Origin of the sequence: Streptomyces sp. NPDC058470, from assembly GCF_042721055.1 — a bacterium.
Classification (GTDB): Bacteria; Actinomycetota; Actinomycetes; order Streptomycetales; family Streptomycetaceae; genus Streptomyces.
This window is the reverse complement of sequence record NZ_JBHXMF010000018.1, coordinates 1-13,537: the sequence shown is the minus strand read 5'-3', so window position 1 is coordinate 13,537 and position 13,537 is coordinate 1. Positions and strand designations below refer to the sequence as shown.

The following is a 13,537-nucleotide window of genomic DNA, read 5'->3' as shown; positions in this document are numbered from 1 at the left end:
GGGTTATTGACAAGCGTTGAATTGTGCGCCGGGGTGCTCTGATGAGCGCGGGGGTCGCTTTCCGTGCCCCCTCGGGCACAATTCCGCATATCTGCGGCTGGGGCTACAGCTGGGGTGGTGCCATGGTGAATCGGGCGTTGACCTGGGCGTAGACGTGCTGGCGTTGGGGTTCGAGGTCGAGGGCGGCGACTTCGGTGTCGGTGGTGTCTGCGGCGTAGGACATGGAGCGCATGGCGCGGCCGGGGGCCTGGGGGTATTGCTGGGTGTTTTCGGCGCCGATGTCGGCGAGTTCGATGAGGGCGGCGAGGGTGGTGCCGAGGGCTTCGGCGTATTCGCGGGCGCGCTGGACGGCTTCGCGGACGGCTTGTTGGCGGGCTTGGCTGTGGGAGGGGGAGGTGGGGCGCAGGGCCCACCAGGGGCCGTCGACGCGGGTGAGGTCGAGGTCGGCGAGTCGGGTGGTGAGTTCGCCGAGGGCGGTGAAGTCGGTGAGTTCGGCGGTGATGTGGACGCGGCCGTGGTAGGCGCGGATGCGTTCGCCGCGGCCGTGTTTGGTGAGTTCGGGGCTGATGGAGAAGGCGCCGGTTTCTACGCGTTCGACGGCGTCGCCGTAGGTTTTGACGAGGTCGAGCGCGGTGGTGTTGCGGCGGGTGAGGTCGATGAGGGCGCCTTGTCGGTCGGTGCCGCGGGCGCTGACGGTGATGCCGATGCGGGCGATTTCGGGGTCGACTTCGAGGTGGGCTTCGCCTCGGACGGCGATGCGGGGTGAGTCGGGGGTGCCGTAGGGGAGGGCGGGTTGGGGTTCCTCTGCGGTGGGTGCCATACGTCCCACTCTGTCACTGGTGGGGTCGGTTGTGGCGGCGGTAGGTCACCAGATCGAAACCTTCTGGACCTGTTGTGGTGGTGGCTGGTGGGCCAGAATCTACGCGCGTCGTTGGCTTGTTTCCTGAGGAGTCGCTGAGATGTCGTTGAACCGCCGTAGGTTTCTGAAGAAGTCCGCTGTGACGGGGGCGGGGGTCGCGCTCGCCGGGGCGGTGGCGACTCCGGCCGCGCAGGCCGCTGAGGCGAAGAAGGGCGGGAGGCCCGTGAAGCGGTACTCGCTGACGGTGATGGGCACGACCGATCTGCACGGTCATGTTTTCAACTGGGACTACTTCAAGGATGCGGAGTACAAGGACACGGCGGGCAACGCGCAGGGGCTGGCGCGGATTTCGACGCTGGTGAACGCGGTCCGCAAGGAGAAGGGGCGCTCCAACACGTTACTTCTGGACGCGGGTGACACGATTCAGGGCACTCCGCTGACGTATTACTACGCGAAGGTGGACCCGATCACGGCGAAGGGCGGCCCGGTCCACCCGATGGCGCAGGCGATGAACGCGATCGGCTATGACGCGGTGGCCCTTGGCAACCATGAGTTCAACTACGGCATCGAGACGCTGCGGAAGTTCGAGGAGCAGTGCCGTTTCCCGCTCCTCGGTGCGAACGCGCTGGACGCGAAGACGCTGAAGCCGGCTTTCCCGCCGTACTTCATGAAGACGTTCCACGTGAAGGGTGCGCCGTCGGTCAAGGTCGCCGTTCTCGGTCTGACGAACCCGGGTATCGCGATCTGGGACAAGGCGTATGTCCAGGGGAAGTTGACGTTCCCGGGTCTGGAGGAGCAGGCGGCGAAGTGGGTGCCGAAGCTGCGGTCGATGGGTGCTGATGTGGTCGTGGTGTCGGCGCACTCGGGTTCGTCCGGCACGTCGTCGTACGGTGATCAGTTGCCGTATGTCGAGAACTCGGCGGCGCTGGTGGCGCAGCAGGTTCCTGGCATCGACGCGATTCTGGTCGGGCATGCGCATGTGGAGATCCCGGAGCTGAAGGTCACGAACACGGCGACCGGTAAGACGGTGGTGCTGTCGGAGCCGTTGGCGTATGCGGAGCGGCTGTCCCTCTTCGACATCGAGTTGGTTTTCGAGAAGGGGAAGTGGTCGGTCGAGTCGGTGGCGGCGTCGGTCCGTAACTCGAACTCGGTCGCCGACGACCCGAAGATCACGAAGTTGCTGAAGGACGAGCACGATGTGGTCGTCGCGTATGTCAACCAGGTGGTCGGTACGGCGACTCAGACGTTGACGACGGTGGAGGCGCGGTACAAGGACGCTCCGATCATCGATCTGATCACCAAGGTGCAGGAGGACGTGGTCAGGGCGGCGTTGGTGGGTACGGAGTACGCGTCTTTGCCGGTGATCGCGCAGGCGTCGCCGTTCTCGCGTACGTCGGAGATTCCGGCGGGGAATGTGACGATCCGGGATCTGTCGGGTCTGTATGTGTATGACAACACGCTGGTGGCGAAGGTGCTGACGGGTGCGCAGGTGCGGGCGTACCTGGAGTATTCGGCGAACTATTTCGTGCAGACGGCGGCGGGCGCGGTGGTCGACGTGGAGAAGCTGACGAACGCGAACAACCGTCCGGATTACAACTACGACTATGTGTCGGGTCTGACGTACGACATCGACATCGCGCAGGCGGAGGGTTCGCGGATCAAGAACCTGGCGTACAACGGTGCTGCGTTGGATGACGCGCAGCGGTTCGTGCTGGCGGTGAACAACTACCGGGCGAACGGTGGCGGTGCGTTCCCGTATGTGGCGTCGGCGACGGAGGTGTGGTCGGAGTCGACGGAGATCCGGACGCGGATCGCGGAGTGGGTGACGGCGAAGGGTTCGCTGGATCCGGCGGAGTTCGCTTCGGTGGACTGGAAGCTGACGCGGGACGGTACGCCGGTCTTCTGATTCCTTGTTTGTCTCAGATCCCGTCTGCGAGGGGGATCAGGACGCGTTCCTGGCGGGCGGACGGGATCTGGGGTTGTGGGGTGAGTCCGAAGGTGGTGAAGGCGGTTCGGTCGGGGAGGGGGTAGGGGTCTTCCCCGGTCAGGGCGTTGAGGATGGTGGCGCTGCGCCAGGCGGCGAGGCCGAGGTCGGGGGCGCCGACGCCGTGGGTGTGGAGTTCGGCGTTCTGGACGTGGACGTGGCCGGTGACGGAGGGGTCGAGGATGAGGCGGAACTGGTCGTCGATGCGGGGGCGTTCGGAGCTGTCGCGGCGGAGGTAGGGGTCGAGTCCGGCGAGGATGCGGCCGAGGGGGCGTTCGCGGTAGCCGGTGGCGAGGACGACGGCGTCGGTGGTGAGGCGGGAGCGGGCGCCTTGTTGGGTGTGTTCGAGGTGGAGTTCGACTTTGGTGGCGGCGACGCGTCCTGCGGTGCGGACGGTGACGGCGGGGGTGAGGACGGCGTCGGGCCAGCCGCCGTGCAGGGTGCGGCGGTAGAGCTCGTCGTGGATGGCGGCGATGGTGTCGGCGTCGATGCCTTTGTGGAGTTGCCATTGGGCGGCGACGAGCCGGTCGCGTACGGGTTCGGTGAGGTGGTGGAAGTAGCGGGTGTAGTCGGGGGTGAAGTGTTCGAGGCCGAGCTTGGAGTACTCCATGGGTGCGAAGGCTTCGGTGCGGGCGAGCCAGTGGATTTGCTCGCGGCCTGCGGGTCGGTTGCGCAGCAGGTCGAGGAAGACTTCGGCGCCTGACTGTCCGGCTCCGATGACGGTGATGTGTTCGGCGGTGAGGAACTGTTCGCGGTGTTTGAGGTAGTCCGCGGCGTGGATGACGGGTACGCCGGGGGCCGCGGCGAGGGGTTTGAGGGCGTCGGGGATGTTGGGGGCGGTGCCGACGCCGAGGACGATGTTGCGGGTGTAGGTGCGGCCGAGGGATTCGGCTTCTCCGTCGGTGTCGAGTTGGGTGAAGTCGACTTCGAAGAGGGCGCGTTCGGGGTTCCAGCGGACGGCGTCGACCTGGTGGCCGAAGTGGAGTGCGGGGAGGCTGTCGGCGACCCAGCGGCAGTAGGCGTCGTATTCGAGGCGCTGGATGTGGAAGCGCTCGGTGAAGTAGAAGGGGAAGAGGCGGTCGCGGGCTTTGAGGTAGTTGAGGAAGGACCAGGGGCTGGTGGGGTCGGCGAGGGTCACCAGGTCGGCGAGGAAGGGGACTTGGAGGGTGGCGCCGTCGATGAGGAGGCCGGGGTGCCAGTCGAAGCCGGGGCGCTGTTCGTAGAAGACGGTGTCGAGTTCGGCGAGGGGTTGGGCGAGGGCGGCGAGGGAGAGGTTGAAGGGGCCGATGCCGATGCCCACCAGGTCGCGGGGTGCTTCGGTGGCGGGGTGTGGGGGGTTGGGCGTCGGGCTCATCGGGGTGTGTGTCCTTCCACCAGTTTCAGGAGGGTGGCCAGGTCGTCGGGCCGGGTGTGGGGGTTGAGGAGGGTGGCTTTGAGCCAGCGTCGGCCGTCGAGGGTGGCGCGTCCGAGGACGGCGCGTCCTTGGTGCAGGAGGGTGCGGCGTACGGCGGCGACGGCGTCGTCGGTGGCTTCGGTGGGCCGGAACAGGACGGTGCTGATGGTCGGCCGGTCGTAGAGCTCGAAGCCGGGGTGGGCAGCTATGAGGTCGGCGAACTCTTGGGCGCGGGCGCAGACTTGGTCGACGAGTGCGCCGAGTCCTTCCCTCCCGAGTGTTTTGAGGGTGACGGCGATTTTGAGGATGTCGGGGCGTCGGGTGGTGCGCAGGGAGCGGCCGAGGAGGTCGGGGAGGCCTGCTTCGGTGTCGTCGTCGGCGTTGAGGTAGTCGGCGCGGTGTTGCAGTGCGGTGACGTCGTGTGCGTCGCGGAGGGTGAGGAGGCCGGCGGCGACGGGCTGCCAGCCGAGTTTGTGCAGGTCGAGGGTGATGGTGTCGGCGCGCTGGAGTCCGTCGAGTTTGTGGCGGTGGCGGTCGCTGAAGAGGAGGCCTCCGCCGTAGGCGGCGTCGATGTGGAGGCGGGCGCCGTGGGTGGCGCAGAGGTCGGCGATCTCGGGGAGCGGGTCGATGAGGCCGGCGTCGGTGGTGCCGGCGGTGGCGGCGACGATCAGGGGGCCGCACAGCTTGGTGAGGGCTTCGTCGAGGGCGGCGGGGTCCATGGTGCCGGCGGGGGCGGGGACGACGACGGGGTCGGGCAGGCCGAGGAGCCAGGCGGCGCGGTGCAGGGAGTGGTGGGCGTTGGCGCCGTGCACGAGTCGTACGCCGCCGTGTGCGCCGTGGTGGGCTTCGCGGGCGAGGAGGAGGGCGAGTTGGTTGGACTCGGTGCCGCCGGTGGTGACGAGTGCGTCGGCCGCGTCGACTTCGCTCGCCAGCGCCCGTGTCACGAGTGCCTCCAGTTCGGAGGCGGCGGGGGCCTGGTCCCAGGAGTCCAGGGAGGGGTTGAGGGCGGAGGTGGCGAGGTCCGCGGCGGTGGCGACGGCGAGGGGTGGGCAGTGGAGGTGGGCGGCGCACAGGGGGTGGGCGGGGTCTGCGGCGCCTTCGGCGAGGGCCCGTACGAGGGTGCGCAGGGCGTTTTGGGTTCCCTGCCGGGGCAGTACGTCCCCGACCGCGTCCCGCAGCCGTCGCGCCACCGCCGCCGGTCCCCCGGCGGGCAGTGGTCCTCCCCTGGCCTCGCCGCCTTCGCGGAGCGCGTCGAGCACGGTGTCGAGCAACGGCCGCAGGGCGTCGGGGCCTTGGGGGCCTGAGGCGAGGGGCGGCGTGCTCATGGGGGTGTCCTCCGGTGGGCGCGCGGCAGGGTGGGGTCCAAGCCTGTACGCGGATCGGGTCGGCGCGCCCGCGAGGGACAACGATCCGACCCGAAAGGGGGTACTGCCGTGCGGAGGAAATGCGTTGGAGCGGGTGGGGTGCTAAGGGGTTTTTCGCCCCCGCCGCCCCTACCCGTCCCTTGTTCCTGGGGGCTCCGCCCTCAGACCCCCGTATCGCGCTGAACGCGCTCGTCCTCAAACGCCGGACGGGCTGGAGACAGCCCCTCCGGCGTTTGAGGAGCAGGGGTTTGGGGGCGGAGGGGGCGAGAAAATCCCCGGCCCGCACCACAACGGGGCCGGGGATCGCGGGGGCCTACGCCTACGCCCCCCTGACCCGCAACGCCCTTTCCAGGTCGTCGAGTTGGTCGGCGAGTTTGCGGCGCAGGGCCGGGATGGGGTCGGCGTCGCGGAGGCAGGCTTCGCCGAGCGCGAGGGTGTGCGGGGTGACGGCGTACACGGGGAAGGCCCAGCGGCCGGCGGCGTCGGCGATGGCGGGGCCTCGGCGGGCGGCCAGGGCGACGGCGTCGGGCCAGTAGCGCTCGACGTACTCCCTGACGAGGTCGGCCTGTTCGGGCTGCCAGAAGCCCTGGGCGGTGGCGGTGAAGAGGTAGTTGGAGAGGTCGTCGGTGGCGAACATCGATTCCCAGGCGGCGCGTTTGGCCTGCGGGTCGGGCAGCGCGGCGCGGCAGCGGGCGGCGCCTTCCTGGCCGGCGGCGCTGGGGTCCTGGACGAGTTCGGCGTCGATGACCGCGTCGTCGATCGCGCCGTGGACGGCGAGCCGGCCCAGGATGCGCCAGCGCAGCTCGGGGTCGAGTTCGGGTCCGCCGGGGACGGTGCCCTCGGAGAACCAGGCGCTGATGGTGTCGGGGTGGGCGGCGACGTCGATGAAGTGGCGTACGGCGGTGAGGCGCAGGCCCGGGTTGGTGCCGTCCTCGGTGCGGCGGAGCAGGTCGCGGCACAGGGAGGTGAGGGTGGCGAGGGCGGTGGGCCGGTCCTCGGCGGGCAGGTAGCGGTCGGCGACCTGGGCGGCGGCGAAGGACAGGACGCCTTGGACGAGGGCGAGGTCGCTCTCGTGCGGGAGGTGGGCGCGGGCGGCGTCCAGGTAGGCCATGGCGGGGAGTTCGCCGTCGCGTACGGCGTCGCGCAGGGCGTTCCAGACGACGGCGCGGGTGAGCGGGTCGGGCAGGCCGGAGAGACGGGTGCGGACGGCGTCGAGGGACTCGGCGTCGAAGCGGACCTTGGCGTAGGTGAGGTCGCCGTCGTTGAGGAGGACGAGGGCGGGGCGTGGGCCGGCGGTGCTGATGCCGATGTTGCCGGTGGCGGGGAGGTCCGCCTCCAGTCGGGTGCGCAGGGTCAGCAGGCTCGCGTCGTGGAGGTCATGGTCGTAGACGCCGATGGTGATGCGGTGCGGGCGCCTGCCGCCGGGGGACTTGCGCGTGGTGAGGTGCTTGAGGCCGTTGCGGTCCTTGGCGGGGTCGGGCTTGGACCAGACTCCGCCACTGCTCTCGTGCCCGATGTCGAGGTGCCAGTTTCCGTTCTCGGCTCGGACTTCGGGGGTGAGGGTGTCGACGCCGGTGGTGCGCAGCCAGGCCTTCGCCCAGGCGTGTACGTCCCGTTCGGTCGCTCCGGCGAGGGAGTCGATGAAGTCGGCGAGGGTGGCGTTGCCGAACTTGTGGCGGGCGAAGTGGGTGTTGATGCCGGCGAGGAAGTCCTTCTCGCCGAGCCAGGCGACGAGTTGGCGTAGTGCGGAGGCGCCCTTGGCGTAGGAGATGCCGTCGAAGTTGAGCATGGCGGAGGCGGTGTCGGGGACGGCGTCCGGGTCGGGGGCGACGGGGTGGGTGGAGGGGCGCTGGTCGGCGTCGTAGCCCCAGGGTTTGCGGGTGACGCCGAAGTCGGTCCAGGTCTGGGTGAATCGGGTGGCTTCGGTGAGGGTCTGGTAGCCCATGTATTCGGCGAAGGACTCGTTCAGCCAGATGTCGTCCCACCAGCGCAGGGTGACGAGGTCGCCGAACCACATGTGGGCCATTTCGTGGGCGATGACCATGGCGCGGGTCTGGCGCTCGGTGTCGGTGACGGCGGAGCGGTAGATGAACTCGTCGCGGAAGGTGACGAGTCCGGGGTTCTCCATGGCTCCGGCGTTGAACTCGGGGACGAACGCCTGGTCGTAGGAGTCGAAGGGGTAGGGCTCGTCGAACTTCTCGTGGTAGCGGTCGAAGCAGGCGCGGGTGATGTCGAGGATCTCGTCGGCGTCGGCGTCCAGGTGGGGGGCCAGTGAGCGGCGGCAGTGGATGCCGAAGGGGAGGCCGCGGTGTTCGGTGCGTACGGAGTGCCAGGGGCCTGCGGCGACGGCGACGAGGTAGGTGGAGATGAGCGGGGTGGCGGCGGCTTCCCAGCGGCCCTTGCCCAGGTGCTCGGTGACGCCGTTGGCGAGGACGGTCCAGCCCTCGGGGGCGGTGACGGTCAGTTCGAAGACGGCCTTCAGGTCGGGCTGGTCGAAGGCGGCGAAGACGCGCTGGACGTCTTCCATGAACAGCTGGGTGTAGAGATAGGTCTGGCCGTCGGCGGGGTCGGTGAAGCGGTGCATGCCCTCGCCGGTGCGGGAGTAACGCATCGCCGCGTCGACGCGCAGTACGTGCTCACCTGCGGTCAGGCCCTTGAGCGGCAGCCGGTTCTCGTCGAGGGTCTCGAGGGCGAGGGGCTGTCCGTCGAGGGTGACGGAGCGCAGCTCGGCGGGCTTCAGCTCGACGAAGGTGTCCGCGTCGGCGCGGGCGGTGAAGCGGATGACGGTCCTGGAGTCGAAGGTGTCGTCCCCGCCGGTCAGGTCGAGGTCGATCCCGTAGTGGTGGACGTCGAGGAGCTTGGCACGGGTCTGCGCTTCGTCGCGCGTCAGTACGGACATGAGGACATGCTGCCTGATGGGTCCGACAGCGCACAGGGGCGGACCGGTATACGGCTTTTACGCCCCGTTTCCGGAGGACCACGAGGTCTGGTCCTGCTCCAGCTTCCCGTGGTGGGCGTCGCGCTGGAGGGGTACGCGGGTGTCAGGGTGCGCGGGGGCGGGGTCAGGGGTGTGTTCCTTGACCAGGGCGCGCAGTTCGCGCACTTCGCGTTCCAGGCTCAGGTAGCGGCGGTGGGTGTCGTACAGGTAGCGGACCTTGGTGCGCAGCGTCCAGGGGTCGATGGGTTTCATGACCAGGTCGGCGACGCCGAGGCCGAAGGCGGCGGAGGTCAGTTCGGCGTCGGGGCCGAAGCCGGTGACCAGGAGGACGGGGATGTGCTGGGTCTGTTCCAGGCGTTGCATGTAGCGCACGACGTCGAGGCCGCTGACGCCGGGCATGCGCACGTCGAGGACGAGCAGTCCGACCTGGCCGCGCAGGACCTCCTTGAGTGCCTCGTCGCCGCTGGTCGCCCGGGACAGGAGGTAGCCCAGCGGGGCCAGCGCGCTCTCCAGGGCGTACAGCGTGTCCTCATGGTCGTCGACGATGAGGATCTTGGCGTCCGAAGGCATGGCCCGACGTCCCCTCGTTTGGACATACCAGCTTATGCCCGTCCGGACTCACGACGTGTGCCCGTGGTTGACAAGGAGTGCTCGACTCGAAGGCGGCGCAGAGTGCTCAGCGCAGGATGCCCGGTCGGACCGCCCGGTGTCACTCCCCCGTCGCCGTTGCGGGGCCGTCGACGCCGTCCGCGATGCGCTCGTGGTGGCGGATGACCTCGGCGATGATGAAATTGAGCAATTTTTCGGCGAAGGCCGGATCCAGTTTGGCGTTCTCGGCGAGCCGGCGCAGTCGGGCGATCTGGGCGGACTCACGGGCCGGGTCGGCGGGCGGCAGTTGGTGGGCGGCCTTGAGGTGGCCGACCTGCTGGGTGCATTTGAAGCGCTCGGCGAGCATGTGCACGACGGCGGCGTCGATGTTGTCGATGCTGTCGCGCAGCCGGTCGAGTTCGGCGCGGACGGCCGGGTCGACCTGGCCGGCCGCGCCGCCGGCCGTCTCGTTGGTGTTACTGGTGGTCATGGGGACCAACCCTAAGGGGCGTGCGGAGGCTCTCCACGGGGCGGGCGAATGTTCCCACGTGCTGTGCGGAGGTTCCCGCATACTCCGCGGTTGCTCCCGCGTGCCCTGCGGTTCCTCCCGCATACTCCGCGGTTGCGCCCACCTGCTCGGCGGATGTTTCCGCATTGCTCCGCGGTTGCCCCCGCATGGCCTGCGCGCGCTCCCTGCGTCCGGCGACGGACGTGGCTGGAACGCGTCGCGGGCGGGGGCCGCCGGGACCGGGGCCCGCCGGGACCGGGACGGCGCCCGTGGCCCCGTACCGCACATCAGTGATCGGTCTTCAGCGCCTTGTGGAAGTGCACGTCCTGATGACCGCCCGGAATACCCTCCGTGCGGCCCGTCTCTCGGTAGCCGTGCCCTTGGTAGAAGCCGGGGGCCTGGAAGGTGAAGGAGGAGACGATCACCTCGGTGCAGCCCCGCCGGGCGCCCTCCTCCTCGGCCGCCCGCAGCAGCTTGCTCCCCCAGCCCGCGTGCCGCTGGTCCTCGCGCACCCACAGCATGTCGATGGCGCAGAGGCTGCCCCAGGCCCAGGCGGTGAGGCCACCGACGAGGTCGCCCGCGGAGTCGGTCACCCGGACGGAGAGCGGGACCGGCTCCCCGGCGCCGGTGGCACGGCCGTTGAAGGCGGTCAACTCGTCGTCGAGGCGCTGCCGCAGGGCCTCGTCCTTGTCGCCGACCTGCAACGACGCGGGTGCGGGCGGCTGATGTGCGGTACTCATGGCGCGGAGTATCCCAGCCTCGGGGGCCAGGGTCCGAACGCCCTTCCTGCGGCCCGCACGCACGGCGGGACGCGCCCGGCCGGAGACGTACGGCCCATGACGTACAGCCAGAGACGCACAACCAGAGACGTACAGCCGGAGACCTACAGCCGGAGACCTACAGCCGGCTGCATGCGCCAGGGCGTCCGCGACACCAGAACGGGTCGCGGACGCCCACGAACAGGCGTGTGCCGGCACAGAGTCAGGGATCAGAGAGTCGCCGCGGCGCTGGCGATGGCCGACGCGAAGGTCGAGACCTCGGAGTAGACGCCGGGGGCGTTGGCCCGGGCGCAGCCTATGCCCCAGCTGACGATGCCGACCTGGATCCAGGCGTTGGCGCTGTCCCGGCGGAACATCGGGCCGCCGGAGTCGCCCTGGCAGGTGTCGACGCCGCCCGCTGCGTAGCCGGCGCAGATCTCGTCGCTGGCGACAAGACCGCTGTAGCCGCTGTAGGCGCGACAGGTGGCGTCACTGATGAAGGGCACGGTCGCCTTCAGCAGGTAGCGCTGCTGAGCGCCGCCTTCGCTGGCCGATCCCCAGCCGGCGACGGTGAAGGTGCCGGTGTTGTACGTCGTGGTGGTGGCGATCTTCAGGGTGGACTGGGTGGTGATGGGCGAGGCGAGCTTGATGAGCGCCCAGTCCTTGCCGGCGCCGGTGTAGCCGGGGGCCCGGTAGACGTAGGTGGACTTGACCTGGACCCGGCCGGTGGTGGACTGGAGGTCGACGACGCCGGCGGTGGCGGTGATGCTGGTGTTGGCGCCGGTGCCGCTCACGCAGTGCGCGGCGGTGAGCACGATCTGCTGGGTGTAGAGCGCGCCGCCACAGCCCATGGAGAGCCGGACCATGAACGGGAACTCGCCCTGCGCGGCCCGGGTTCCACCGATGACGGGCGCGGGTGCGGCCTGTGCGGTGGAGAGGGGCTGGAGGGAGACGGCCGCGAGGAGGACGGCACCGATGGCGAGCGTTCTCTTGACGCCGGTGAACTTCTTCAGGAACTTCAACGTGCTTCCCTTCGTGGGGGGTTGAACGTGCGGCGGGGAGCCGCACGTCACGCACAGCACTGGGACGCGGCACCGATAGCGCCACTGACCCGAGGTGCCTGGCATGTTCCTGCCAAGCTGTTGCGGATTATGGAGAGCGCGCCACGACCCCGGCAAGGGGCTCATTTTGGCCATGTCCGGTTCGCCGCCCTCGTCCGCACTCCGCCGCCCGACGGAACCCGGCCTACAGTGGAAGTCGGTTCCGGCGTCTTCAGGGGGTGCGGACGTGGCGAACGGCGGACCCGTCGAGCACGGCTTCCCGCACCTCGACACGGTGCGGGCCTCGATCACCGCGGTCTACAGACGCCTCTCGTACGACACCGTCCACACCTTCGCGACCAGCGTGGCCCCCGCCGACGTGGCCTTCAGTGACAGCGACGACCTGCATCTGGGCGCCCAGCGCGTGGCCCGCGAGATGGTGCGGCACTACCGGCTGCCGGACGCCCGGATGATCATCGGCTTCCGCGAGATGACCCACGCGGCGAACGTCGAACTCGCCGCGGGCCCCGAGTACTTCATCGAGCTCAACGACCGGTTCCGTACCCACCGCCGGGACATCGGTGCCGCCCTCGCCCACGAGGTCATGCACGTCTACCTGCACCGCCTGGACCTCGCCTTCCCCGGCACCCGGGACACCGAGATCCTCACGGACACCGCGGCGGCCTACCTCGGCGCCGGCTGGCTCCTTCTCGACGCCTACCGCGAGGACGCGGCCTCCTCGCAGAAGCTCGGCTATCTGACGCCGGAGGAGTTCGGATACGTCCTCGCCAAGCGCGCCCTGGTCTTCGGCGAGGACCCCGCGATCTGGTTCACCAGCCCCCAGGCGTACACGGCGTACACCAAGGGCATGGCCCAGGCCCGCCGCGACGAGCAGCAGCAGCCGCTGACCGCGGCCGGCTGGGCGGGCCGCCGCCGCTACGCCAAGGACCGCCGCTACGCCCAGGACCACCCCGGCCACGGCTCACCGTCCGGCGTCCCCTACACCTTCAGCGCCGACGGTCGCGGCCCACTGGGCGTCTCGTTCCCCTGCCCGACCTGCCACCAGCGGATCAGGGTGCCGGTACGAGGCCGGGTACGGGCACGCTGCGCGCTGTGCCGGACGGTGCTGGAGTGCGACACGTAGGAACCCGGGATGGGTGGGAGGAGTGAGGCAGAACACCCCAAAAGCCTTTGCCTCGGGCGCCCTTCGAGAGCGAGGGTCGAAGGATGAGCAAGAACGACCCTGCGGCGCTCGTCTTCACCGCTGTGTACGAGGGTGACGAGGACGCGGTCGTACGGCTGCTGCGTTCCGGCGCGGATCCGGAGTCTGTGGACGAGGACGGCCAGACGGTGCTGTACCTGGCGGCGGTCAGCGACCAGCCCGACATCGTACGGCTGCTGCTTGCGGCCGGCGCCGCGCCCGACCGGCTCAGCGCGGGCTCCGATGCTCCCCTGTGCGGGGCGGCGTGCGGCGGCCACACGGAGGTCGTACGGGCCCTGCTGTCGGCCGGGGCCGGACCCGACACGGTGGAGGAGCACGGGTTCACCGCGCTGGCGTGGGCGCTGCGGTGCGGCCATGTCGCGGTGACGGAGGCCCTTCTCGCGGGCGGCGCGGACCCGGACCGTCCCGGTCCGACCGGCGAACCCCCGCTGGTGGCGGCCGCGCGCCGGGGCTCCCCCGGCTGTGTACGCGCCCTCCTCACGCACGGCGCACAGTCCCGGTCCGAGGCCCTTGCGGAGGCCCGCCGCTGGCTGACCCTCGACGTGGAGGCCGAACTCCGCGCGGGCCTGGAGCAGGCCTACGATCCCGGCTGCCGCTTCGTCACCCACCGCTACCCGGACGACGGCGGCGACATCATCGAGGTCCAACTCCTGGACCCGCGAGGCCGCGCGGTGGCGGGGAACGACCAACAGACGGGGCACCTGGAGATAGCCGCCCTGCTCGAAGCGGTCCTGCGCGGCACGGGTTCCTGAGCGGGGCGGGCCGGGGAGGTTTTTTCGCCCCCTCCGCCCCTACCCGTCCCTTCTTTCTGGGGGCTGCCGCCCCCAGGCCCCCGCTGTCGCGCTGGACGCGCTCGTCCTCAAACGCCGGACGGGCTGAGGGG

At 69.9% G+C, this 13,537-nt stretch carries 11 protein-coding genes; 3 read left to right on the top strand and 8 right to left on the bottom strand.

The annotated features are described in order from the left end of the window. Positions 1–103 precede the first annotated feature (103 nt). Complete coding sequence (locus ACFWP7_RS15410; protein WP_384381580.1) at positions 104–820, bottom strand: SIMPL domain-containing protein; 717 nt, start codon at positions 818–820, stop codon at positions 104–106. A gap of 139 nt (positions 821–959) precedes the next feature. Here ACFWP7_RS15410 and ACFWP7_RS15405 point away from each other — a divergent pair, with 139 nt between their 5' ends. After that, positions 960–2,765: a bifunctional metallophosphatase/5'-nucleotidase gene (locus tag ACFWP7_RS15405; RefSeq protein WP_384381578.1), complete on the top strand. Its 1,806-nt coding sequence runs from the start codon at positions 960–962 to the stop codon at positions 2,763–2,765. 13 nt (positions 2,766–2,778) lie between these two features. Here ACFWP7_RS15405 and ACFWP7_RS15400 read toward each other — a convergent pair whose 3' ends face one another. The 7 genes from ACFWP7_RS15400 to ACFWP7_RS15370 form a co-directional block, all read right to left on the bottom strand. Next, positions 2,779–4,197 carry a lysine N(6)-hydroxylase/L-ornithine N(5)-oxygenase family protein gene (locus ACFWP7_RS15400; RefSeq protein WP_384381576.1) on the bottom strand — a complete coding sequence of 473 codons (1,419 nt, stop codon included), beginning with the start codon at positions 4,195–4,197 and terminating at the stop codon, positions 2,779–2,781. After that, complete coding sequence (locus ACFWP7_RS15395; protein ID WP_384381574.1) at positions 4,194–5,561, bottom strand: pyridoxal phosphate-dependent decarboxylase family protein; 1,368 nt, start codon at positions 5,559–5,561, stop codon at positions 4,194–4,196. Before ACFWP7_RS15395 ends, ACFWP7_RS15400 begins: the two co-directional genes overlap by 4 nt. Positions 5,562–5,919: 358 nt before the next feature. Further along, entirely contained in the window at positions 5,920–8,499 is a 2,580-nt protein-coding gene (gene pepN / locus ACFWP7_RS15390; RefSeq protein ID WP_384381572.1) for an aminopeptidase N, read from the bottom strand. A gap of 57 nt (positions 8,500–8,556) precedes the next feature. Beyond that, positions 8,557–9,108, bottom strand: coding sequence for a two-component system response regulator (locus tag ACFWP7_RS15385; protein WP_384381570.1), 552 nt, complete (start codon positions 9,106–9,108; stop codon positions 8,557–8,559). A 139-nt stretch (positions 9,109–9,247) separates the two neighbouring features. After that, entirely contained in the window at positions 9,248–9,616 is a 369-nt protein-coding gene (locus tag ACFWP7_RS15380; protein WP_384381568.1) for a chorismate mutase, read from the bottom strand. 305 nt (positions 9,617–9,921) lie between these two features. Further along, complete coding sequence (locus ACFWP7_RS15375; RefSeq protein WP_384381566.1) at positions 9,922–10,374, bottom strand: GNAT family N-acetyltransferase; 453 nt, start codon at positions 10,372–10,374, stop codon at positions 9,922–9,924. Positions 10,375–10,622: 248 nt separating this feature from the next. Next, positions 10,623–11,405: a S1 family peptidase gene (locus tag ACFWP7_RS15370; protein ID WP_384381772.1), complete on the bottom strand. Its 783-nt coding sequence runs from the start codon at positions 11,403–11,405 to the stop codon at positions 10,623–10,625. Positions 11,406–11,679: 274 nt separating this feature from the next. Here ACFWP7_RS15370 and ACFWP7_RS15365 point away from each other — a divergent pair, with 274 nt between their 5' ends. Together ACFWP7_RS15365 and ACFWP7_RS15360 are read left to right on the top strand one after the other, a co-directional pair. Continuing rightward, a complete protein-coding gene (locus ACFWP7_RS15365; protein ID WP_384381564.1) occupies positions 11,680–12,576 on the top strand; it encodes a hypothetical protein in 897 nt (298 codons plus the stop codon). 83 nt (positions 12,577–12,659) lie between these two features. After that, on the top strand, positions 12,660–13,406 hold the full coding sequence (locus tag ACFWP7_RS15360; RefSeq protein ID WP_384381562.1) for an ankyrin repeat domain-containing protein: 747 nt from the start codon (positions 12,660–12,662) through the stop codon (positions 13,404–13,406). Positions 13,407–13,537 lie beyond the last annotated feature (131 nt).